24 protein-coding genes are annotated in these 23,565 nt (G+C 44.7%); 15 read left to right on the top strand and 9 right to left on the bottom strand.

Translation table 11 applies throughout. From position 1 onward, the window contains the following. Window positions 1–155: 155 nt before the first annotated feature. The gene (locus tag AV939_RS18830; RefSeq protein WP_061998038.1) at window positions 156–1,151 is read left to right on the top strand and encodes a hypothetical protein; all 996 of its coding nucleotides are present in this window, start codon (window positions 156–158) and stop codon (window positions 1,149–1,151) included. Window positions 1,152–1,180: 29 nt separating this feature from the next. Here the strand turns inward: AV939_RS18830 and AV939_RS18825 are convergent, their stop codons facing one another. After that, a complete protein-coding gene (locus AV939_RS18825) occupies window positions 1,181–2,575 on the bottom strand; it encodes a S8 family serine peptidase (RefSeq protein ID WP_231751142.1) in 1,395 nt (464 codons plus the stop codon). Between the two features lie 244 nt (window positions 2,576–2,819). Here AV939_RS18825 and AV939_RS18820 point away from each other — a divergent pair, with 244 nt between their 5' ends. From AV939_RS18820 to AV939_RS18810, 3 genes are read left to right on the top strand one after another with little or no spacing between them, the layout of a single operon-like run. Beyond that, window positions 2,820–3,308: an RNA polymerase sigma factor gene (locus tag AV939_RS18820; RefSeq protein WP_057795447.1), complete on the top strand. Its 489-nt coding sequence runs from the start codon at window positions 2,820–2,822 to the stop codon at window positions 3,306–3,308. Further along, complete coding sequence (locus AV939_RS18815) at window positions 3,305–4,153, top strand: hypothetical protein (RefSeq protein WP_061998036.1); 849 nt, start codon at window positions 3,305–3,307, stop codon at window positions 4,151–4,153. Before AV939_RS18820 ends, AV939_RS18815 begins: the two co-directional genes overlap by 4 nt. Continuing rightward, entirely contained in the window at window positions 4,143–4,664 is a 522-nt protein-coding gene (locus AV939_RS18810) for a CC0125/CC1285 family lipoprotein (protein ID WP_061998035.1), read from the top strand. Before AV939_RS18815 ends, AV939_RS18810 begins: the two co-directional genes overlap by 11 nt. Window positions 4,665–4,778: 114 nt before the next feature. Here AV939_RS18810 and AV939_RS18805 read toward each other — a convergent pair whose 3' ends face one another. Then, on the bottom strand, window positions 4,779–4,970 hold the full coding sequence (locus AV939_RS18805) for a CsbD family protein (RefSeq protein ID WP_057795453.1): 192 nt from the start codon (window positions 4,968–4,970) through the stop codon (window positions 4,779–4,781). Between the two features lie 217 nt (window positions 4,971–5,187). Further along, on the bottom strand, window positions 5,188–5,967 hold the full coding sequence (locus tag AV939_RS18800; protein WP_061998034.1) for a siderophore-interacting protein: 780 nt from the start codon (window positions 5,965–5,967) through the stop codon (window positions 5,188–5,190). Between the two features lie 478 nt (window positions 5,968–6,445). Between AV939_RS18800 and AV939_RS18795 the strand changes: the two genes are divergently transcribed. Next, window positions 6,446–6,622 carry a hypothetical protein gene (locus AV939_RS18795; protein WP_156454654.1) on the top strand — a complete coding sequence of 59 codons (177 nt, stop codon included), beginning with the start codon at window positions 6,446–6,448 and terminating at the stop codon, window positions 6,620–6,622. A 38-nt stretch (window positions 6,623–6,660) separates the two neighbouring features. On the opposite strand, the gene AV939_RS18790 is transcribed toward AV939_RS18795, so the two are convergent. Continuing rightward, window positions 6,661–6,924: a hypothetical protein gene (locus AV939_RS18790; RefSeq protein ID WP_061998033.1), complete on the bottom strand. Its 264-nt coding sequence runs from the start codon at window positions 6,922–6,924 to the stop codon at window positions 6,661–6,663. Window positions 6,925–7,299: 375 nt separating this feature from the next. Between AV939_RS18790 and AV939_RS18785 the strand changes: the two genes are divergently transcribed. The 3 genes from AV939_RS18785 (at window position 7,300) to AV939_RS18775 (ending at window position 12,249) form a co-directional block, all read left to right on the top strand. Next, window positions 7,300–9,915, top strand: coding sequence for an efflux RND transporter permease subunit (locus AV939_RS18785; protein ID WP_061998032.1), 2,616 nt, complete (start codon window positions 7,300–7,302; stop codon window positions 9,913–9,915). Window positions 9,916–10,012: 97 nt separating this feature from the next. Next, window positions 10,013–10,795 carry an outer membrane lipoprotein-sorting protein gene (locus tag AV939_RS18780; RefSeq protein ID WP_231751198.1) on the top strand — a complete coding sequence of 261 codons (783 nt, stop codon included), beginning with the start codon at window positions 10,013–10,015 and terminating at the stop codon, window positions 10,793–10,795. 5 nt (window positions 10,796–10,800) lie between these two features. Beyond that, a complete protein-coding gene (locus tag AV939_RS18775) occupies window positions 10,801–12,249 on the top strand; it encodes a hypothetical protein (protein ID WP_061998239.1) in 1,449 nt (482 codons plus the stop codon). A gap of 54 nt (window positions 12,250–12,303) precedes the next feature. Here the strand turns inward: AV939_RS18775 and AV939_RS18770 are convergent, their stop codons facing one another. After that, window positions 12,304–13,131: a 5'-nucleotidase, lipoprotein e(P4) family gene (locus AV939_RS18770; protein WP_061998031.1), complete on the bottom strand. Its 828-nt coding sequence runs from the start codon at window positions 13,129–13,131 to the stop codon at window positions 12,304–12,306. Between the two features lie 183 nt (window positions 13,132–13,314). Then, on the bottom strand, window positions 13,315–13,704 hold the full coding sequence (locus AV939_RS18765) for a YybH family protein (RefSeq protein WP_057795465.1): 390 nt from the start codon (window positions 13,702–13,704) through the stop codon (window positions 13,315–13,317). Window positions 13,705–14,042: 338 nt separating this feature from the next. Here AV939_RS18765 and AV939_RS18760 point away from each other — a divergent pair, with 338 nt between their 5' ends. From AV939_RS18760 to AV939_RS18735, 6 genes are all read left to right on the top strand, one after another. Further along, window positions 14,043–14,258 carry a hypothetical protein gene (locus AV939_RS18760; protein WP_061998030.1) on the top strand — a complete coding sequence of 72 codons (216 nt, stop codon included), beginning with the start codon at window positions 14,043–14,045 and terminating at the stop codon, window positions 14,256–14,258. A 107-nt stretch (window positions 14,259–14,365) separates the two neighbouring features. Next, complete coding sequence (locus AV939_RS18755; RefSeq protein WP_061998029.1) at window positions 14,366–14,776, top strand: MAPEG family protein; 411 nt, start codon at window positions 14,366–14,368, stop codon at window positions 14,774–14,776. Between the two features lie 24 nt (window positions 14,777–14,800). Further along, window positions 14,801–15,307, top strand: a complete 507-nt coding sequence (locus tag AV939_RS18750; protein WP_061998028.1) for an AAA family ATPase — start codon at window positions 14,801–14,803, stop codon at window positions 15,305–15,307. Then, window positions 15,304–15,699, top strand: coding sequence for an MmcQ/YjbR family DNA-binding protein (locus AV939_RS18745; RefSeq protein WP_057795473.1), 396 nt, complete (start codon window positions 15,304–15,306; stop codon window positions 15,697–15,699). Before AV939_RS18750 ends, AV939_RS18745 begins: the two co-directional genes overlap by 4 nt. A gap of 99 nt (window positions 15,700–15,798) precedes the next feature. Beyond that, window positions 15,799–16,365: an elongation factor P-like protein EfpL gene (efpL, locus tag AV939_RS18740; RefSeq protein WP_013786447.1), complete on the top strand. Its 567-nt coding sequence runs from the start codon at window positions 15,799–15,801 to the stop codon at window positions 16,363–16,365. 378 nt (window positions 16,366–16,743) lie between these two features. Next, the gene (locus tag AV939_RS18735; protein ID WP_061998027.1) at window positions 16,744–17,844 is read left to right on the top strand and encodes a M14 family metallopeptidase; all 1,101 of its coding nucleotides are present in this window, start codon (window positions 16,744–16,746) and stop codon (window positions 17,842–17,844) included. A 93-nt stretch (window positions 17,845–17,937) separates the two neighbouring features. Here the strand turns inward: AV939_RS18735 and AV939_RS18730 are convergent, their stop codons facing one another. Together AV939_RS18730 and AV939_RS18725 are read right to left on the bottom strand one after the other, a co-directional pair. After that, entirely contained in the window at window positions 17,938–18,384 is a 447-nt protein-coding gene (locus AV939_RS18730) for a DUF3015 family protein (protein ID WP_057795477.1), read from the bottom strand. A 22-nt stretch (window positions 18,385–18,406) separates the two neighbouring features. Beyond that, a complete protein-coding gene (locus AV939_RS18725) occupies window positions 18,407–20,236 on the bottom strand; it encodes an Lnb N-terminal periplasmic domain-containing protein (RefSeq protein ID WP_061998026.1) in 1,830 nt (609 codons plus the stop codon). A 251-nt stretch (window positions 20,237–20,487) separates the two neighbouring features. Between AV939_RS18725 and AV939_RS18720 the strand changes: the two genes are divergently transcribed. After that, the gene (locus AV939_RS18720; protein ID WP_057795480.1) at window positions 20,488–21,258 is read left to right on the top strand and encodes a sulfite exporter TauE/SafE family protein; all 771 of its coding nucleotides are present in this window, start codon (window positions 20,488–20,490) and stop codon (window positions 21,256–21,258) included. 140 nt (window positions 21,259–21,398) lie between these two features. Here the strand turns inward: AV939_RS18720 and AV939_RS18715 are convergent, their stop codons facing one another. Next, entirely contained in the window at window positions 21,399–23,492 is a 2,094-nt protein-coding gene (locus AV939_RS18715; protein ID WP_061998025.1) for a TonB-dependent receptor, read from the bottom strand. Between the last annotated feature and the right edge of the window lie 73 nt (window positions 23,493–23,565).

Here is a 23,565-nt window from a genome sequence, read left to right as displayed (position 1 = left end):
TTCGACGCACCGTGAACAGCCGCCATCCTCGTTATTCCTACCACTATGAAGGTTATAAAAGTAGGAGGGTGGCGCTATTCCCAGCCCCACCTTTAATTCCATGCGTTAATTCCGTGCGTTAATTCCGCGATTATTCGATTTAGTAGGAAACCTGCATGAGCCTTAAAACCCCCATACCATTATTAAGTGTATCTATTGCCTTGAGCTTGATTGGCAAAATTGCCATGGCGAGTCAGTCAGAAAACAGCACAGAAACTGTCGAGCACAAGATGATAATAGTGAATGGAGAAGCCTATATTGGTGCTCATCACGACTCAAACGTTAACGTTAGTGAACTTGATACGAATACCGACACATCAGACTCAGCAATAAAAGGAAATGCGAAGCTGAAGGTAGCCCTAACGCCTAGCGATAAATGGCAAATCACTGCGTCTGCACAGCATAGTGAAACTCGCTACAACGAGCTGCCGGATTTTGACCTAGCTATTACGACCTTGTCGGGTGAGGCGAGCTATCAATCGCCCTGGGCTAAAATTGGTGTTCATCACTACTATGCAAACGCCGACCTTAATAACAATGCCTTTCTTACTTATCAACAAAGCGGCATTTCACTGGCCAACAGTGCGTATATCCAAGGTTATTGGCGTCTAAGTGTAGATACCATTGATAAGTCGTTTGAATCGGTGCCAGAGCGCGACGCTGAGTCGCTATCTAGCCGCTTTGATGGTTTTTGGTTTTTTAAAAACCAAAGCTTTATCCAATTAGGCGCGAAATATCAACATGAAGATGCGTTGGCTCAAGCGTTCGACTATACCAGCCATGGTATTGGCGCCAGCTATACCTACCCGGCCAATTTGTGGGGTAAAGCGCTCGACATCAAGCTCGGCTATGAAATGGAGAGTAGGCATTATGGTAAAGGTAGCCAGAGCAGTGAACCTGCCGCTTCAGGAGCACCTTTTAGTGAGTTTGAACAACAAGAAGATGGGCGACGAGAGGACAATAGGCATGTCTTCAAAGCGAGCATAGAATATGCGGCTATGGAAAACGTAGATTTTATCGTAAGCACGCAATACAAAGACTATGGATCAACCCTAGTGTCAGCAGACTATCAAGAAACACTAGCTGAACTTGGTGTTAGGTTTCACTTCTAATCGCGCATTGGCACTCACTTTTGGTTTCATTACTGGAGAATACCTACTCCAAACACCGGGTCCCGTCCCGGTGCTCCAGCATCTATGGCTTGGTCGCGTAATGTGGCCAACGCTTGGGCCTGATTTGAGCTCGCACGAAATAGGCAGGCATAGCGGGCTGAAACGAAAGGCGTTGCCATCGATGTGCCGGTCTCACGGCTAATCGTACCATCTGGATGTGCGACTTCGACGGAAACGCCGCTGGCCGCAAAATCAACATAGTTACCTTGATTGGCCCATCGATAGATAGCCTGTTTTCTGTCTACCGCCGTTACCGCAATAGTTGACGGGTATGCTGCCGGAAACAAAGGTGGTGAGGCTGGTCCTTCGTTTCCAACGGCTGCAATAATTTGTATCCCTTGTTCGCTAATTTTTTTTATAACGTTAGCAAGTACGGGGTTTTCTGGCCCCGCTAAGCTCATATTAATCGCATCAACATGCTTGGCGACTAAATAATTAAGACCATCAATTAATGATAATAAGGTCGCGCCCTGACTAATACTGTTACGCGTATAAAAAACGCTGGCGTTATAAAGATGACTACCTGTGAGCATGTTATCTGCTAATAAGCTGGCCACTGATGTACCGTGTAACTGGGTAGTCGGCAACGCTTGTGGAAGAAAAGACTGCTGTTCAATAACAAGGTGTTTTAGTGTCTGGTGGTTGTGCGCAATGTTGGTATCTATCATTCCAATTCGAACAGGTACTTGGCAAACTTTTGGCTTACCAGTAGTTGCAATACTAGCTTGCTTGTCTTGGCTGTTTTTCTGGTTTTCAAGGGGGGCAGGATTTTCAGGGATTTCGTAAGTCTCTGGGCTCTGTAGTTCGCCCATGTTTTGCGCTAAATAGATGTGATTTCGGCCTACTTGTTCTTTTAGTGATGTTGGTAAGTTGTTTCTTATTTGAGACAGTTCATCAAGGTTAGCACTAACCTTTAAACGGTAAACCCACTGGTCTATGGCGGTTAGATAGTGAGATGATTCAATCGTGATGTCGGGGTGAGAAAAGTGAGTTTTGTCAGCCTCGCTACCCACAACCAACCACTCGCTTTTTACCGCTAAAAATCCGTCAGAGGCTTTTACTTCTTTTAGTACAAGATTGCCCGCAGGCGAAGTAAGACTAAGGGGGGATGGAACAGTAAATTGCGGGGCAGGTATGTCGGTTAAGGTTTTAAAAGTACTGTCAACACCTTGCTCTACCTGGTTTTCAAGCACATCTCGCACGGTCCCAACATCAACGGGTACTTTGTCAATAATAGGATTAACAGGCTCGATTATTTGACGACCAATAGTTAACTGGGCACGAGCATCCGAGCTTACTATGCTACTTGATGAAAGTATTAAGCCACTTACTATTAACTGACAAAGCGATCTGCACATCATCATTTTACCTCACTTGCTTTGCGGCTGAGTCTATACAGGCAACTCACAGCCTTGCTTGCGTATTGCTCACCACGCGTGACTCACATAATCGATAAATAAAGCTGGCATAAAACGTGCCCTTATCGATGGATAACCCTTTTCTAGTACTTAGTTAACGTTTGTTGGTAAAAAAAATTCCCTACCGTTGGGAATAAATCACGGCGCCAAACGTTAACCATGTATAAAGCGTAATTTCATAGGAAAATGTATGAAAGAAGAAGTGTCTGAACTCGTTCCATCATTAAGAAAGTTTGCGTTTTCACTTACGGGCAATATACATGATGCTGACGATTTACTGCAAAATACAATTGAGAAACTACTGACTAAACCTCTGCCACAAGATGCCACGTTAATGGCATGGGCATTTCGAGTTTGCCGCAATTTATGGATAGATGAATATCGAGCGCAAAAAGTAAGAGCAAGTGCGGCGGTTAACCCTGAATTGCAGGCGCAGGATGAGGCGCACTTGGATGAAGCGCTTTCAGGCGGCATTACGTTAAAGCAAGTGAGTAAAGCTATGGGGGAATTACCCCCAGAGCAAAGAGAGACCTTGTCACTTATTGCGATTCAAGGCATGAGCTACTCAGATGCTTCAGAGGTCCTTGAGGTACCGGCGGGGACGATTATGAGCAGGCTTGCTAGGGCACGAAGCAAACTCAGTAATGTGCTAAATCCACAACAGGAGGTGGTGCTATGATTATATCTGACGAAATGCTTTCAGCATTTTTAGATGCAGAACTTAGCAATGAAGACATGGAATACGTGAGAGCGTCGATTGCCAGTGATCTCGCTTTGTCAGACCGTTTAGCGTCTTTGGCACAGGTAGACATGATGGTGAAAGCGGCAGCTGATGCGGCAACGCAAAAACCTTTACCTAATAGCGTAGTGGCTATGCTTGCAGACGATGTTTCTTCAGAAGCCTATCTTGAGCAAGCGGACTTCGACTCAGATCATGTAAGTTCAAGTCATGCAGGTGAGCGCATGCCACGCAATGTAACCTCGCTTAATCGCAAGCCCAAAGAATCTAGACGTAGTGGGAAGTGGAAAGTACCTTTATCGTTAGCGGCAGGTGTGGCGTTAGTGGCAGGACTAACCTGGATGCAATCGGAGCAGACAGCCCCCCTTGACCCAGCAAGCACTTCGTCAACGAATAGCCATTGGGCGAATGTATCTAAAGCCCTCGATAATAATTTAACGGGCGAGATGATGGTGACCGATGCGGGTATGGAAATAGTGCCACAATTGTCGTTTATGAATAATCAATCTCAGTTGTGTAGGCAGGCGCAGATACAAGGTGAAGATGAACTGAATATCATGATTGCATGTAAAAATGGTCAGGGCATTTGGCAACTTCACGCCAGTAAGCTGATAACAGCGGGTCGCGATAAAAGTGAGTATCAAACAGCAAGTGCCAACAAAGTACTTGATGAAGAGATAGGTTTGTTAATGGTGTCCACACCATTAAATAGAGAGCAAGAGAAGCAAGCTATTAATCATGGATGGCAGTCTAAGGCTGCCGAAGGAGTAGTTAATGAAAACTAAATTTATAGCGTTTCTAGCAGCGATAGTAATGACAGGGTGTGCGAGCCAACCCGATTACCGACAGGCGTCTAACGGCGGTTTTGGGTATACCGAAAGCAAATTAAGCGAAACCCAATACCGTGTTCACTTCAAAGGCAGAGGGTCGGATAAGAGTAAAGCCATGGATTATGCCATGTACCGCTCGGCGGAATTGACCTTACTAAAAGATTACGATTGGTTTGTAGTAACCGACCGGGAAACCATGGTAGATAAAGAGCGTGTTCAAACATCACCTCAGGTTGGCTTTAGCCAACGTTATGCAAGGGTAACTGAGTGTGGCGTTATTACTTGTAGAACCTCTTACCATCCTACAACCCAGTTTGAATCTGGTATCTTTGTAGGCGGCTCACAAAAAAGCGAAATCGAAAGTATTTTGAATATTGAGATGGGAAAGGGTACTCGACCCACCTCGGCTACCAGCTTTGATGCGAGAGAAATCAGCAACAACTTAAAGCCTGATACGGAATCTTGATGCTAAGTCCTGACAAAGGGTTTTAACCCTGAAGGCTAGATTCTTTTATACATAAAAAAAGCCCCAAATGGGGCTTTTCTTGTATTGCAAGCCATTAGGGCTTGGGTGAAGTGCCTAATTGAAATGGCTGTCCACTTCTTTTTCGGCTTCTTCACGGCTTTTGCCGTACGCTTGTTGAATCTTGCCTACTAGCTCTTCACGACGACCGTCAATCACGTCTAGGTCATCATCGGTAAGTTTACCCCATTGCTGTTGTACCTTACCTTTCATTTCTTTCCAGTTGCCTTCGATACGATCATTGTTCATATGTTGCTCCTTTAAAAAGAATAACCGAGTGGTTATTGTGAACTGCACTTAATAAGTAGCAATCCTCGTTCCAAAGATTAACGTCTTGATCAATATGGACTTTCGTTGATTTCTATAAAGGAGCTATTGCCAGCGCCCTGCATTATTTACAGGGCGCTGAAAGTCGTACAGGGTTTTATGCTTACGCGGCACAGCAAAATCGTTGCTTAAATGCTAATTAGGCAAGCTGTTTCGCAAAGGCTTCAACATCTTGGCGTTTATCTATCTTATGTTGATCTTCACTGCGGCCTTCACGCCAATAACTACTGATATAAACTTGGCTGTGAGGTACCTGTTTTTCGTCTTTTAGCCACGAACGAATTTTTCTCATCTGTGAAAATTCACACGCAACCCATACCGCGGGCGTTCCCTGTGGCCAGTTAGTGCGCTGCAAGGCGTCAGACAAGGTTGCTTCTTTTTTAGATACCCACTGAATCGATACGCCTTCAGGTTTTTCTAGCACCGTGGCATCCAATTCATGTTCAATAGCAATAACGGCAATGCCTTTAGTATGGCTGGGAAGCGCTTGTAAATAGTTGCGAATACTAGGCAGTGCAGTCATATCGCCTGCGAAGAGCACCCACTCGTAGTCTTCAGCTAACGCTTTACTGCTGCCGGGGCCTGCAATCGTTAGCTTATCGCCTTCTTTTGCACTTAGCGCCCATGCTGCCGCGGGGCCAGTCACCCCATCTTTAACATGCACTACCATATCGATGGTCATTTGAGCTTTTTGTCTATCGAAGCTATTTATTGTGTAGGTTCGCATCGCAACGGGGCTATCTTTCGCAGGCTTTACTATAGGGTTGCCATTTAAATCAAAAAGTAATTTAACGTAGGCGCCAGGACGAGTTTCTGGAAAGTCTTCTAATGTAGGGCCGCCAAGGACAATACGTTGCATGTTGGGTGTTACGCGGAAGGAATCGATAACTTCAACAACACGAGGTGCGGGTTTAGACATGATTTTCTCCAAATAGGACAGTGGCAAGAGTCTATTTGATAATGGTTCTCATTTCCATTTCTAAGATTGGGATGAAACCTAGCTAATAATTCTGGTTTTTAGAAAAGTAGGTAGTAATACGCAAGAGAGGAATTTTATTACAGGCAAAAAGAAAGGGGCTAAAGAGCCCCTTAAGAAAAACACAACATAACTTGGAAAACACATTTACACTTCACAAAGCCAACACACTAAATGACTCCATGTATTAGTAAGAGCGGGGAAATAAAGAAAAGTTCAGCAAAATAGAAAAATAAATAAAAAAACTTTGAAACAATGATTTTTAGGGCTTCTTTGACCTTATATCTCATTGTTTTCAAAAGAAGGGCAAGGAATAAAAAATAAGTAAGTAAATAAAGCTACACGCAAAAAAATGCCCGCCAAAGGCGGGCCAAAATCAGAGGTATATAAAAGGCCGGGAAGGGCCTTAGAGGGGAGAGGCATGCTGTCGGGTGACAGCACACTAATAATATCGATGACATTACTAGTGTTCCTCAATATGGCCATTGCTGAAGGCATAATGCCGGGTCAACAGAGCCAAATAGGTTACAATCCTTTGTTGCACATGGACATCAATGTCTGTGCCAGTGATGTGGGTATCCAGCAGCAATCGCGATAATAGCGTTTGCAACTCTGCATCCTGCAGGCCTTTGTGACTTAATCCAAGTCACCATCACACTCAACTGGCGCAAAAACAGATAATCGGTCATTCACGTCAACAGCTTCCTTAAGCGAATCAACCCACTCCGTGGTGATTGCTTTGTCGACATCAATGTCAACCTTGCGCGTCATTAAGACGTATCCCTTTTCAACATCCGTGTTGGTGTTAAACGTATTTAACTTTCCGATAAACAACAGAGCGACTTTAACCTTGCTATCAATCCTTGCATCCTTGGCCGACGAATTTCCTTTTACGTCCAATGTTGTCAGCCTGCGCAGATAAAGTCTGTAATGCCATGGTTACCTTCGTGGTAACGGTATGCCTTCCTAGCATCATGTTTACATCTGTTGTTATCCGTTAGTCTAATTAATGCTAAACTCGTGCCAATCGTTAAAGGCAATTCAATTAATTTGTAAATAATTGATATATATCTATTTTGTTCTGTATTTCTACATGTTGGCACTTTATAAGCGTATGTTTAAGAAAATGGGTGGGAAAATTTTTCCTACCGCTATGTCGTTTCTTACCGACATGTACACGCAAAATTACACCTAAGGTTACTTTGCCTAAAAATGTGCTTGTTTACTGAACAAACCATAAATATAATAAAAATCTAATATATTGAGGTTTTTGATATGAAATTAGCAATCGATGTGCTTTTGCATGTAAGCACGCACAAAGGGCGATGGGTTTATTTTTTTCTCGCTGTTTTAACGGCATGTGCCGCTTTTCAAATGCGCCTGATTCAGATTGATACCGACCCCGAAAACATGTTGGCCGAATCTCATAGTGCTCGCACCTTTCACAATGAGGTAAAACAAACCTTCGCCATGCACGATGCGATAGTGGTTGGTCTGGTGGTAGCGGATGATCTTGCAAAAGGCGACGGGGCCAAAGACGGCGAGGCTAAAGACGATCAGGTCAAAGATGGCATATACTCGCCAGAAAACTTGGCGGCCATTCACCAAGTGACCAACCATGTGCTCGCCTTAGAGGGTGTTATTAGCCAAGACGTCATGGCGTTTTCAACGGTAGACAACATTAAGCAAGGTAGTGACGGTAGCCTGGAATTCTCATGGCTAATGGCCAGCCCACCTGAAACCGCAAGTGCAAGTGCACAACTACGAGATTCTATCGAAAAGCTGCCTTTATTGTACGATACACTTGCTGCCTCTTCAGGCAACGCTGCTGCTATCTATATTCCCATTGCCGATAAAAATGAAAGTTATCGCATTGCCCAAGATATTCGCGCTTATTTAGCGAATGTTGACACGGCTGGCCAATGGCACATCACAGGGTTACCTGTGGCTGAAGATCAATTTGGGGTGGAAATGTTTGTGCAAATGGCCATTGCTGCGCCTGCAGCAGGTGCTATGATTTTTATTCTTCTGTTCCTATTTTTTAGAAATTGGTCTCTTGTTACGGCACCCATGATAGTGGCGATGGGCACGGTTATCATTACCATGGGGGCTCTCATTGGTATGGGGTTCACCGTGCACATCATGTCTTCCATGATCGCCATTTTTCTAATGCCTATCGCGGTAGTCGACTCAGTACACATATTGTCTGAATTTTCCGACCGTTATAAACCTGGTGAAAACGCGGGCAAAGTGATCACTCAAGTAGTTGAGCACTTATTTAAGCCCATGCTTTTTACGTCGCTCACCTCGTCAGCAGGTTTCTTCTCCTTAATGCTAACGCCCATTCCTCCTGTGCAAATCTTTGGCGCTTATATTGGGTTTGGTATTTTGCTGGCATTTTTGATTACCCTTACTTTTATTCCTGCTTATATATCTCGAATGTCGCCCGCAGCATTAAACAAGCTTCAAGTAGCGCTGCATCAAAGTGAAGAAGTAGGCAATAGTGAGGGTAGTAGTACTTTTCTAAAGCGTACCGTTAATAAACTGCGCTATATTGCGCTGAACCACCGAGCGCTAATTATTGCTGTATTTGGTGCTATCACCCTTGTATCAGCGTGGGGTATTACGCAAATTAATATCAACGACAACCCTGTGCGTTGGTTTAAGCAAGACCATGAAATAAGAGTGGCAGACAAGGCATTAAATGCAGAGTTTGCGGGCACATATAACGCCTATTTGGTGATTACAGATACCAATGAAAGCACTGATGCAAGCAAGATGTTAAACGAGGCACAATTACCTGCTAGTTTAGATGAGTGGGTTGAGCAAACCCAAGCCACGATAAACGAGAGCGACGATGCTAACAAAATGTCGGAACTTGCCATGCGTATTGATGATGCGCTGTTTAGCAACCTCAACGATGATGAACAAACGGCGTTAGAAAGTTTATTGCAGGTCGTTGATGCCGCAAATGGGCATGCCAATACCTTCCAACAGCCCAAGGTGCTTAAGCATATTGAAGGGTTGCAGTCGTACTTGGCTACCCAACCTTTAATTGGTAAAACCCAGTCTTTGGTTGATGTCGTCAAAGTGGTGAACCGTGAGTTACGCTCAGGCAACGAAACAGACTATGCATTACCCGCCAACAACCGAGGCGTGGCACAAACCTTAATGCAATATCAGTCTTCCCACCGTCCGCAAGACTTGTGGCATTTTGTTACGCCGGATTATCGCCAAACGCTGATTTGGTTGCAGCTAACCAGTGGTGATAATCAAGATATGACGAATGTAATTTCGCTTGTAGAAGATTACTTTGCGAAGAATCCATTACCACAAGGGCTAAGCTACGACTGGGCAGGTAAAGCTTACTTAAATGTGGTGTGGCAGGAAAACATGGTAACAGGCATGTTGGAAAGTTTGCTTAGCGCTTTTGTCATTGTGTTTGTGATGATGGTATTGCTGTTTCGTTCTTTTGTTTTTGGTGTGCTTGCCATGCTCCCCCTTACCATCACTATTACCTTTATTTATGGCCTTATTGGCATTGTAGGCAAGGACTACGACATGCCTATTGCCGTGCTATCGGCGCTCACCTTAGGCTTATCTGTCGATTTTGCTATTCACTTCCTTGCTAGGGCGCGGGAAATTTATAAAGAAACGGGCAGTGTGCCAGAAACATTAGACGCTATGTTCGATGAGCCAGCTAGTGCGATAACGCGCAATGCGTTGGTAATAGCACTGGGCTTCACGCCTTTATTGCTAGCGCCGTTAGTGCCTTACATAACGGTGGGTGTTTTCTTAGCGAGCATCATGGCGGTATCTGCCTTGGTGACTTTGTTGGTCTTACCCTCGGCCATGGTATTTCTAAAACGTTGGGTTTTCAAAGGAGCTTAATATGCGTAATTCAATGCTTCAAATCGCTAAAGTTAGTTATGTTTCTTCTCACATAACGGCGAGCAAGACGGCAGTTCGTATACTCGCCGCTACTATGATGGTGTTAGGTATTTTTGGAAGTGCTAGTGCATCTGCCGTTGAAGAGGATATCGCCAGTATTATTGCAAAGTCAGAAAAGGCCGCCTATTACGCTGGTGGTGACGGTAAATCGATGGCTCGAATGATTATCGTAGACAGCCAGGGCCGCAAGCAAATGCGCCAATTCACGATTCTGCGCAAAGACGTGCTAGACAATGAAGGCACTGAAACGGGCGATCAAAAAATGCTGGTGTTTTTCAGCCGTCCAACCGAAGTAAAAGGTACGGTGTTTAGAGTTGAAAAGCGCACCAACATTAATACTGATGACGATCGTTGGTTGTATTTACCCGCCCTTGATTTGGTGAAGCGAATAGCCGCGGGTGATAAACGCACCTCGTTTGTCGGCTCTCATTTTTTCTATGAAGATGTGTCGGGTCGGGCAGTGTCAGAAGACAACTTCACAATGCAAAACACTACCGACACTCACTATGTGTTGCGCGCAACGCCTAAAAATGTAGGTAGCGTAGAGTTTTCCCACTATATAGTAGAGATAGATAAGCAAACCTATTTGCCCACGCTGATCAACTTTTTCAAAGGGGATGATAATTACCGCCGAGTCGAAGCCGTGTCAGTAGAAACAGTTCAAGGCTACCCGACGGTAGTGCGAAGCAAGGTGTCTGATTTAGCATCAGGCGGCTATACCCTAATGGAATTTCGCGGTATTCAATACGATATTGCGTTGCCAGACAGCGTATTTAGTGAGCGTAGTTTACGCGTGCCACCACGAGAGTTTGTGGAGTAATCGTGATGCGGGGAAAGAAATTACGTGGACTAGCGCTACTGGCAGCAGCGTTGTTGGAAACAAGTGTTTCACTTCCAGTGTATTCACAAGAACTCAAGAATGAAATTGCGAAAGACGTACCCGTCAAAACTGAACAAGTTGATAACCCAGAGGCTACTAGCGACGATAATTTGGAAAATGAAGGCTGGGACGATGACAGCTGGAGTGACGATAATTGGGACAACGAAGACTGGGGCGAGCAGGGCAAAAACGCCACCGCTTATACCTTTAGTGGATTTGTCGAGCTAGCGGCAGGAAACCGAGTGGCGAATGATACTACCGTTGCTTCTAGCAGCACCTTACGAGATGCAAGAGTGCAACTGCGCGCCGATTATACGCTAGCAGCATCGAAACTCAGTTTTCGTGGCGATGCGTGGTATGACGGTGTTAAACATCAACGAGAATTTCAGATACGTGAGCTAGCATGGCAAGGCAACCTAGCTGCTTTGGGCCAATGGGGCAATGCTTTTGACTTAAAAGTCGGGCAGCAAGTACTTACTTGGGGAACTGGCGACTATGTGTTTCTTAACGACCTTTTCCCAAAAGATTACCAGTCATTTTTCTCAGGCCGTGATGATGAGTATTTAAAAGCGCCCAGTGCCTCTATTAAGTTATCGGGTTATTGGGAGGCCATAAATATAGATGTTGTGGTGACGCCTGACTTTGAACCCGATATTGGTATTACAGGAGAGGTGTTTTCTTTTTTTAGCCCCGAAGTAAATGGAAATGTAGCGCCAGCGTATTCGGTAACTCATGCTAATACGCCAAGCGGTAGTGAAGTGGCGTTGCGGGCGCATCGCACGTTTAGCAGTTCGTTTGGGAGTGTTGAGGCTGCGTTATATGGCTATCGAGGCTATACCAAGCAACCCACGGCCGTTGATGAATTGGGTGCGCCGCGCTATAGCCGCTTAAATGCCATTGGCGCCAGCGTAGTTATGGCCTTGGGCAAAGGGATTGCAAATGCAGAGTATGCATATTACCGGAGTGTGGAAGACAGCGAAGGTACGTTACCATCAGTGAGTAATTCGCAGAGCCGCTTCTTACTTGGGTACAGCCAAGAAGTGATGGTGAACGTAACCGGCGGTGTGCAGTGGTATACCGAAGCCATTCAACATCATGATGCGTTATTGACCCATTCAGCCTACCCAGAATTTGAGCAAGAAGCGTATCGCCATTGGGTAACTACTCGCCTTACATGGCAGGCGTGGCGACAAACCCTTACCCTTAATAGCTTTTTGTTTTACTCCCCCACCGACAACGATGGTTACTTGAAAGCTAGCGCAAGTTATTCACCTACTGATAAGTGGCAGGTTCGAGGCGGAGTAAACCTATTTAGTGGTGATGAACCGCATACTTTCTTTGCGCAATTCGAAGACGCCAGTAACGTCTATTTTGCGTTTAGGTATTTCTATTAAGGAGTGGAAAAGCACTGCTACAGCCGGAATGCGGTAGCAGTGACAGAACGCGAGTTACCAAGAACCATACATAGGGTTAGGTAAAATAAACAAGCTAGTACCGACTTCAGGCAGTATTGCTGGAAGATAAGCATCTTCTTGCGTTACGCCTTGAAAATCTTCAATGTTATCGCCAATTTGCATAATAATATTATGTGGTTTGTTCCAGCCATTAATTGCAGTGTCATTAGTTATTGAGCAAGCTGGCGAGCCTTGTTTTACGGCATTACGACGACGGTCTTTATCGTTCACAATGTACTTATGATCAACGGCATCTTTGTCTGCAGGTAGTCTGCCCATAATACAGGTGTTGCTTGGTGTAAGCGGCAAGCCTACAGCCAATAGGTTGTTCCACGTGTGGCTGTCTAAGGTTTTATCGCGGTTAGTAATAAGTGCAATCTTTCCACCTCTTTCAATCACCGTTGCTAGAAACTTATCTACACCGGGAACCAAAGTGGCTTCTTCTCTCTTTATCCATGCATTCCAGCTTTCGCTTGAATAACCCAAGCCTTTTGACTCACGCTCTTCTTGATAAAGGCTGTTATCAAGCACGGTTTCATCTACATCTAGCACAATTACGGCCGGCGTTTGCTGACTTTCAAAGGTCGCAGGCAGTGCGGCAGTAGCCTGTTTATAAACATAGGCGCTAAGAAGAGGATACTCTTTGCTCTGACGTTGGTATTTCACTGAGTTTGATAGAGAAAACGACGCTTCTGGTGCGGTGGCCGCGGCGGTATCAGCCTGTTTTGTGGTGACACATGCCGATAGCGCACTTAGCGCCAAACAAGACACGGCAATAGGTCGCAGTGCGGTCTTAAGAGAAGTAGAAGCAGTGGTAAACATGTTTATAGTCCTTGCTTAGCGTTAACAGTCTGTATTCGCCAATGAAAATTTTGATGCGTTACTTTGACACAAAACCTTCCGGCTTCAAAATAAAGGTAACTTGTCCGAGCATCGTTTTGTCGTATTGCTGACAAAATTCGCCATATTTTACAACATGGTATATGAGGCCAAGCGCTAAACACCTTAGGCAAAGTCGAGTAAGTCGGTACCAAAGAAGTTATCGATAATGCACCGCCATTCACCGCTGTCGTTTCGCTGCATCACATAGACGGCTCGCTTTCCGTCACAAGGTAATGCATGAGGAGCGGCTTTTGGCACTAAGTAAAGCTTAGCGATGACTAACGCCACATCGCCCGCTTCAATCACAATCTCATCGCCGGTGGTAACGATATGCTCTGGCATGTATTTGTGTTGGAAGGTTTGTAGTGCGCTAACACAATCGTGCTGGGCTGTGCCCTTTAATGGGGTTGATATTACCTTGGCGTTATCGCCATAGCATGCGCTAACCGAATCAGGATCGTTGTCGTTTACCGCGTTGTGCAAACGGGCTAATAACTGTGTGATGTTGTTCATGGCTGTCGTCTCGTTTGTTTTTACCGCGAAGACAGACTTAAGAAAAACCCGCCTTGGCGGCGGGTTTTAGTGATGTTTTACGTACGCACTAACTTTCCCGCCAATTATTAATAATAATAGCGAGGAGGATAATTGAGTTTAACGCCAAACCTTGGCGCGGTGCAAAAAACAGCAATGTGCGCAATGTCATACCCGCAGTATTTAATTTGCCGAATAAAAAGTCAACGACTTTGTTTTACTACACTGGTTAGTGAGGGTCATGAAGCAGGCTCTTCACCCGCCCTCAGGAATTTTGTTTAAGCGCATGCTCCGCTGCCGCATCCCTGCGGCAGAGGGTCATGAAGCATACTCTTCACTCTCACTCGGAAACTTTACTTTGCGGTGTGAACCGTCAAAGCGTCACACGCTGGGACAGTGTGTATCAACGTATACCTTTAGCTGGTGCTAAACAAAACGCCATGGGTGGTATAAAACAAGATGGTAAAAGTGATTTTGTCATTGGGGATGGTGACAGCAAACGGGCTGCTGTGTATGTTAGTGTTATTGAGTTGTAGATGTAGAATTATTCAGCGCAACGTCAAGATAACCATCAATGCCTGGTGGCCCTGCGTATTTTCATGGCGTGGCGAAAAGAGCAAAAATATAACGAGAGTATTAGCTAATGGATAACCTAGTAGTACCTATGTTTGCCCACGTTTTATGGTGTGCCTTTCTGTATATGCTTTTAACTTTCGTGAGAGCGCCAAAGGTGTGGGGGATAGGCCGCAATGACGATGGCTCCAATCCATTCGATGCTATTCAATCTAAAATCAGCGCTAATTTAAGTAACCAATTCGAGTGGCCGCTATTTTTTCATGTCATTTGCGTTGTATTAATAGTTAAAGGGCTTGAGTTACAGCCTATTTATATAGCTCTTGCTTGGGTCTTTGTTGTAGGGCGAATAGTACATAGCATGGTGCAAATAATGACGTCGAACATAAAATTACGAGGCATTGTTTTCATGCTTAATTTCTTGGCTGTTTTGGCAATGTGGGGCTTGTTCGTTGCTGAAACTGTGGTTGTACAAAGCTAGCGTAAAGTCACAACAAGGATTCTTATGACAAAAATAGTCGTGTTCGGTAATTCAGGTTCAGGAAAGTCGACCTTGGCCAAGAACTTGGTAAAGGTTCACCACATCGCGCATTTAGATTTAGACTCGGTGGCCTGGGCGCCCTCAAATTCGATCACAAGCCCACCTAGTCGTATGCCTATCAGCGAATCGACAGTGCTTATTGAACGTTTTTTAACTGACAATACATCGTGGGTTATTGAAGGGTGTTATTCCGATTTACTCGCTGAAGTACTGCCTCGTGCCGATGAACTTATATTCTTAAATCTACCCATGAAGCTTTGTGTTGAAAACGCTAAGGCGCGCCCTTGGGAGCCTCATAAATATGAATCTAAGCAAGCGCAAGATGCGAATTTAGACATGTTGATAGACTGGATAAAGGAATATGAAAATAGAACGGATACCTTTTCCAAGCAAAGTCATCAAGCCCTGTACGATAGCTTTTGGGGAGCCAAAACCATGTACACCTCAAACAACCACAGCGAAGCACCATGACCTACGATGTGTTTAATCATTTTTGTGGTGGCTTAAAGGCTACAACTTATGTAATGCAATGGAATAACTCCCATGTGTGGAAGGTGGGGGGTAAAGTATTTGCCATAGGTGGCTTGAGTAAGACTGGTGAGCCCGCGTATATCTTTAAAACCTCAGATCTTAACTACCACTTTTTGAGTGAGAAACCCGGGTATCGCCCCGCGCCTTATTTTGCGTCTCGGGGCATGAAATGGATCCAGCAATTTGGTGGCGCTGAAGCGCAAACTAAAATGGCCGGTAAACAAAGTACAGAAGATCTCGACGAAGAGCTTAGCTACTACTTACACGAGTCTTACAAAATAGTATCGCTAGGCCTAACTAAGAAAAAACAGAAAGAACTAGGGTTGAGCTAAGCTTATAGCTTTGACTATAACACTCAATTACCGGAAGATAGGGCGATAATTTAACATGGCCTGCCAATCGTTAAAGGCCATTAATAACAGGGTAAGACCATGCCAAAGGCAAGTGAAATTAAAAAGAATCACACCATCGTTTATGGTGGAAAAACATGTATTGTTAGAGATATCGAACGTTCAGTACCTCAGGGCCGTGCGGGTGGTAGTATTTATCGCATGCGTATGTACGACGTGGTTAGCGGCGCTAAGTTTGATGAAACATTTAAAGATTCAGACATGCTAGAAATGGCTGATTTGGTTCGTCGCCCTGTGATGTTTTCTTACATTGATGGCGACGAGTATGTATTCCTCGATAACGAAGATTACACGCCGTACCATTTAAACAAAGAAAGCATTGCTGATGAAGCTTTGTTTATTAATGAAAAGACCGAGTCTATTCAGGTGTTAATTGTAAGCGACGTGCCAGTGGCGCTAGATTTACCGATGAGTGTAGAGCTTGAAGTGACTGAAACCGATCCTTCAATTAAAGGTGCCTCTGCAACCTCGCGCACTAAACCTGCTACTTTATCGACTGGCCTAGTGGTTCAAGTGCCTGAGTACATCAGTACTGGTGAGTGGATAAAGGTAAATACCGAAGAGCGTAAATTCCAAAGTCGCGCGTAAGTTCACGATTATTAGTTGCGCCTTGTTGAGAATATTAAGGCGCAACTATCTCGTACTTTTGTGAGCTCCTCGCTTTAGCTTAAAAATCAAACGCGTACCAAAACTATACTTTATTGCCTTTCAAGTTATTCCCTCTCAATAGAAGCCATCGCTCCATAGACCAAAGCTCTGTAAACCAAAGCAACGCAAGTCAAAGCTACGCGCTGTCAGAACGCAAAATACAAAAACACATTCATCCCATAAGTTGTTTTCACTTACGCAATTACCCCTTAGTAAATTAGTCATTTAAGCCAGCACAGGGCAGTGTATAATTGATTAAACAGCAATGTTATAGCGTTACAAAAACAATCCGTTTTATATTAAAAGCTAGGTAAAAATATGAATTTTAAAACGTATCCTTGGGTCAGTATTGTCTCTTTTTGTATTTTATTAGCTGGTCACGGGGCAAGCGCAAAAGACATAGACGTTGCAGGCACTTTAGTAGCCGAAGGTAGCCGAGAAGACATAATCATTCCTGTGGGTGCTGGTGGAAATAACAGCGCAGAACTAGAAACCTTTATTCCTGTAACCGTTATTAATGGGGTTAAATCAGGACCTGTACTTGCGACCATCGCTGGCGTTCATGGCTATGAATATAATTCAATTTTAGCCACTGAAAAATGGCTGGCGAATATCGACCCTAGTACATTAACCGGCACTATTATTGCGGTGCGTGTGGCGCACATTCCTGCGTTTGAAGAAAAAAGTATTTACGTAAACCCTCATGATAGGAAAAACCTTAATAGAAGTTTTCCTGGCAAGGAAGATGGAACGCAGACTGAGCAAATAGCATGGAATCTATCGAACCACGTTATTGCAAAAGCCGACTTTGTTATCGACCTTCATAGTGGTGATGGAGCTGAATGGCTGGCTGGTTTTGTGGGGGTGTATGGTGGGCCGCTTTCAAGTAATTACAACCAAGCCATGTTAGTAGCAGAAGGGTTTAACTTCCCAAATATCGTGACTTACAAAATGAATACACAAAAACAAGTAGATACCCGCCGTTCGCTAAATCGCCAAGCGGTAGCTCATGGTGCCCCAACCATTTTGGTCGAAATTGGTGAAAACGGTTCGAAAAAAGAAGAACACGTAAACGCGATGGTAAAAGGGCTTGAAGAAGCCACTCGTATTTTGGGTATTACTTCACTTTCAACTATTAACAGCAGTAAAGTAGAGCTTACCTCGCAGGGCGCGTCTGCCAGTCGCTACTTTGAAGGGACTTTTTCGGTGCCGGTTAACTTTTCGGGTTTATGGTTTCCTGTAGTTACCACTGGGCAATTTCTGAAAAAGGGCGATACGTTAGGGGTAGTAAAAGACTATTTCGGCAATACGGTTGAAACCGTGATTGCACCTGAAAGCGGCTTTGCGCTATATGGGTTATCAGGGCCTTCAGTAAAACAAGGGCAAAGTATTATGACCATTGCTAAAGAAGTAAAATAAGACGCTTAGATCTGTGCTTAGCTTAATGAAATAGTGCAACTATATAAGGCAGTGGCATTCCCGCAAGCGGCAATTTAGCCACTGCCCATTCAACTAGATGTTTGCTACAACTGCGTTGTAGAAAGCTTCTGGGCTAGTTGCTTCATTTGCTGCAACTGATAGCGCCATTTCAGCACGAACAGCAGTAACAACATCAGCACGAGCCGCTTCGTTTACGTCTAAAATATCAAGCATTGCCGTTAGATGCGCGCCAGAACCTTGGCTAGTTTCTTCAATAACGTTGTTAAAGTTATTTTGAATGAATACCGCCGCAGTAGCCATTTTACCTTCACAAGAATCAGCAGATGATACTTTTGAAGAAACCGCAGTCGTACCTAAATCCCAAATGATGTTTGAAATGGCAGCAGCTGTGCCATTGTCATCAAAAATAGCCGCGCCAATACCACAGTGTTTCCACGGGTTGATGTTGTCGTCAGCCGATACGTTTCCAGCAATGGCAGTAGTCGTAAGAAGTGCAGCAAGCGTTAGTTTTTTAAACATTGTTATATTCCTCTGATTGTTATTAGTAATAATGTGAAATGAGCAAGCCGAAGTCAGTACCATGCTTGTTATCAATATTGGCTCTCACATCCCAGCGCTGATTAATTGAATATCGCGCGGTAATAGAGAGGTAATGTTGATCCTTCGATGGCTGGTTCACAAACCATTGTTGTCCTACTGCCAATGACATTGCTATTTCAGACGTAACATGTGCTACGCCTCCCACTTCTGAACCCACAGCGATAAAGCCGCCATTCAGATTAGAGCTGGTAATAGAAGTGCTGAGCGCGGCATAACCTACAAGGTTGTGACGAAAGGCCCAAGACTTCCCAATAAAACTATCGATATAACCTGCGCCGCAGTGGGTACAGTTGTTAGCCTGTTCTCTGTAGCCAAAGGCCAGTTTCCAAGCCCAATTGCTATCAAGTGGCAATCCAGATTCAGACGCATTAAGGTTAATAATTCGTACCGGCGTAAACTCTTTTACTGCCAACCCTTCACCCTCTAGGTAACGAAGACGAAGATTAAAGGTGGTTAGCTCAGAGTAAGGAATTCGCCCCGCATTCAGCGTGAGCAGATCGTAATAATTGGCCCTAAAGTTCAACTCTCCCGCCACGTCGCCTGATGGTGTGTCGTATAAACCAAGACCAATACGCGTGGTATCTTGTGCTTCATGAGGAGGGCGTCTATCTACGCTTTTCCAGTTTGGTTTAACGGGTGCCATAGCAAACCGTTTTATCATGGCTTGCCGCTTTTGTGCTTGTTGTATAGTGGTGAGGTCGTCTTCTTTTTGTTCTATAAAAGCAAAATAGTCGTAGAGGGTATCAATAACCCGTATTGCCGATGCGCCACCTAAAGCAGTAAGCTTAGCTTGTGTGTCTTCAGGTTCACTTTTTAATATTTGCAATAAAGTTTGCTGTTCTTTGTCCGTGAGTTGCTGCCAGCGATCGTAAAGTGTTTGCTGACGCGAACCATGGTAGATGACTTCATTAAACATGGGCCGGCTGCTCTGATGACGCTGCATCATTACCACTAAATCAAACGGCATTACCCATACCTTGTTAGGGGCAATCAGGGGTTCATCAAAAACTAAGCTGAGTAACTTTGCCAATTGATAGGCACAGTTCTGCTCAAAGAAGTAATAGGTCATGGTGGCATTTTCTAGCTCCCATAAATGGGCGAGCAGAAATTGAATATCGTGTTGCGATAGGGCAAGTTTATATTCCCACATATCGCGAAGCTCGGTTTCGCTGTAGGTTAAATGATGATGATGGTATTGCTGGTTAGAGAACTTGCCTTGATAGCCGCCTAAGATGCCTTTGGTAATGTAAACCAACTTGTTTTCATTATCGGGCACTTTGGCCCCGTAAGAGAAGGTGTTATCGAGTAATCCATCTGCCGACTCACCATTAAACTTTAAAAATACATGGCCAAACATCGACGCTGGGTTACCTAAGTAACCGGAAGCAAAAATTAGGCTGGCGCTGTGAGTAGAGAACGTATTTAAGTATTCTTGATACTTTGGGCATGCCACGTCAGGGAAGCTAATTGAGGGTATATGTTTTTCGATAAAACGCTTACGTGCGGGAAATTGGCATTGGCGTTTTGGGGTTTGCGAAAAGGCGCGAATAGTTGCTTCAAGTTCTGAAAGTGGATCTTCAAAGCCATTTTCGGCTAAATAGAAGTTACTGTTATTGTGGTTAAGTGTTACCGCTGTTTGTTCAGTATGTAATAACTGTTTCCACACGCTGTGCGATGCAAGGTTATTTATATTTTGAGGCGCATTGTTAGCGTAAGCTAGCGTTACGGTACAAAAAAATATAATGCAACAACGGGTGAAAAAGGAATACAACGTCACTTCCTAAACTAAATCCATGTAAATTCGCATCAACGATGTAGAGACATACCGTTTCGTTGCGCAGTGAAGATTGCAGAATATGCCTGCGCTAAAGTGCATATACAAGTTCAAATAACAGATAATTTGTTACGAATTGCTACTAGGTGCCTTAAATTTGTCTTCAGAAAAGACAAGCTGTAATACGCTGTCTTCAACTTGTTTACGCTGGGGCCAATACAAATGAATAAACCGAAAAGGGGCTGTGCTTGGATCTCATTACTTATTGGCTAACCGCTGATGGTGCTATTTCATTAACTACCGCAGCCGTGTTGATTACCACCTCTACCATCACGTCCTTAATAACTGCCACCTTTGGGATTGGCGGCGGTGTTTTGCTTATTGCGGTAATGGCGGGAAGCTTGCCAGTTTCTGCACTTATTCCTGTGCATGGCTTAGTACAGCTAGGTTCTAACGGCAACCGAGCGTTAATGACCTTTCGGTATATTGACTGGTCCATGGTGAAGTTCTTTTCATTTGGGGCGCTGTTAGGGGCTGTGGTGGCGACGTTTATTGTGGTGCAATTGCCTTTAGTGGTTATTCAATTTGCTGTGGCGGGTTTTATCTTATTTTTGGTGTGGGGCAGCAAACCGAAGGCGCAAGAAATGCAACCTGTAGGGCGAAGTTTAGCAGGGTTAGTTACCACGTTAATCTCCATGTTTGTTGGCGCTACTGGGCCGCTAGTTGCCGCATTTGTGCATCGGAACAATTACAATAAAATGCAGATAACCGCCACCATGGCCTCGTGCCTTACCTTTCAACATGGTTTAAAAGCGTTTGTGTTTACCTTTGTAGGGTTCTCCTTTTTTCAATGGTTAGGATTAATTTTTGCCATGATTATAAGTGGTGCCGTGGGGACTTACGTGGGGCTAAAAGTACTCAAGAAAATTCCAGCCGATAAATTTCTCGTGCTGTTTAAAGTTATCGTTACCTTATTAGCAATCCGCTTAATTGTGCAGGCAATGTCTGATTTAGTGTAGGCCAACTTATTCGTTAGTTTTTCTGTATGAATTCGCCGGGTGAGAGAAAAAGGCACATGCTCGCGCCTTTTTCTCTTTATGCTTGTTATTCTATTTTTCACGCTAACCCGCTAATTGTGAGGGCTAGCGCGTAGCGGAATTTAAAAGCGGTAGCTCGCTGATACCTGCCATTCCCTACCTGTACCCGGTAATTTATCCCCTACCGCAATATCGGCACCTGATACGCGGTTAACCCCCGCTGTATGAGCGGTGTAGTACTTATCAAGCGCATTTTGAAGCTGTGCCGACACGCTAAAGGTTTGAGTAAACTGCCAGCGTGCCCCCAAATGTATAAGCCCGTAACCTGCTGTACTACTTTCGTTTTGTAAGGCAGAGGTATGATTTTGTGCGCCCACTAAATGCGAGGTGACCGACAACATAAGTGGGGATTGCATAAACTCGCTTTGCCACTCTATACGCGTCGTCAATTGCTCAGGTGCAATACGAAATAGCGCATCGTCTATGTCGTCTCTATTACCATGGCTCAAACTTGCTGTAGACGTTAGAAGCAGGTTGTCAGCTAGCTTACCGTTAATCGTCACGTCTAGTCCTTTAATAACAGCGTCTGTATTGATCCATTGAAACGGCGTATCTGATCCCATCATAGTCGAGAACATAATAGCAGCCGCATTACTGCTCGGTGTGCCAGCAATGTAGTTTTCTATGTCTTGGTAATAAAGCCGGGGTGAAACGGTCCAATCATTTTCGCTGTAGCTGATACCAAATTCAATCTGGCGAGCGGTTTCATTATCAAGTTCCAGATTACCAATATAATTGAACCCGTCAGCCATGCCACCTGTAATGCCTAATGGTAACCAGGTGTAACGTTCGTAATAGTTGGGCGCACGGTTCTTTTGCGATACACCCGTAAATACCGTCACCGTGTCGCTAACGGGTATTTGGATGGTGGCCGTTGCATCTAGCATATTGTAGGTTTCACTACGTTCGGCATTGTTGAAGTTTGACGCGAGCGTGGCTACCGCATCGTTCATCATAACCATGTTAGAGCCTATCGCATCGGCATCCATGTCAATTTGGGTATAGCGAAGGCCAATTAAATAGTCAGCGCTATTGGTCACACGATGCCACTCGGTAAAGCCACTGAAGGTATCGCGGGTAATATCGGTGTAGTTGTTAATGTAAAAAGCGCTGTTATTTGGGTTGGTAATAACCGAATTATTTCGGCTGTGTAAATGGCTAAAACCTACTTCAAGCTCACCATCAAGGGCAGGGGTAACATAGGTCGCCTCTACACCCTGACCGACAGAGTCGGCGTCGTTTTGCCTGGCCATACTAGCCATTGAAACCGCGCGCTGTGAAAAATTATCCATGGCGTGCTGATTACTATTCCCAAACACACTTACCTTCAACATGCGCTCGTCATCGGCTTGATATCGATAACCTAAGCGATACCAGGCAGCATCTATGAAGGCGATATCCATCGCAAGCGCCGCAGTGCCACTGTCGTTAGTATTCAGCGCTTGATAGCTGACATCTAGGCTATGCTTGCCCCAACTATAACCCGCGCGAAGCTTTCCGCCGTTTCTTTGATACTGAGAATTAGGGATGGCAATGCTTGAGCCTGCATCGTTAGAACCAGCCTCGCGCTCGTCACGCTGTTGGTGGGTGAATGCGCCGCTGATAAAACCATTGGCCGCGCCGTAAAAAGCATTGGCTTGGTACTGTTGTGCATTGCCGGGAGAATACGCACTGGCGCTAGCATTAAACTGCAGGCCATTGGCTTGTGCAAATAAGTGCTGAGCGTCAGCACGAATGTCTAGTTTACCGCCTAAGGTTTCAACTCCTGCGCTTACCGGTACTATTCCGCGATACAATACGGCCTGAAGGCCAGGTTCAGGTAATACATGCGAAAGCGGGGAATCCATGGCATTAGGGCCAGCGCCCGCGATATCAACCCCATCAATAGTCACGCCTACTCTGTCACCGTATAGGCCGCGATATTGTATTAACCCTGTCACCGGACCATTTCGAGAAATAGTCACGCCGGGTAGCGTAGCAAGTTGGTCGCCATAGTCAGCTTCGGTATTGGTAGAGGCAGAAACTCGTGCATTATTGGTAAGGGTTAGTGGCTCGCCAATAACGGTAATAACTTCGGTTGAAGCGGTGTCTTGAGCATACAAAAAAGGGGAAAAACCAGCAGTACATACTGCTAGTGCAATGGCTGTTTTTTTCATAATTAGTCCATTTTTAATTAAACAACGTCAGCGATAAAGCTGATAAAAGCGCGTTATAAATAAAGTGTAATGG

Origin of the sequence: Alteromonas sp. Mac1, from assembly GCF_001562125.1 — a bacterium.
Classification (GTDB): Bacteria; Pseudomonadota; Gammaproteobacteria; order Enterobacterales; family Alteromonadaceae; genus Alteromonas; species Alteromonas stellipolaris.
This window is presented reverse-complemented; position numbering and strand designations above follow the sequence as displayed.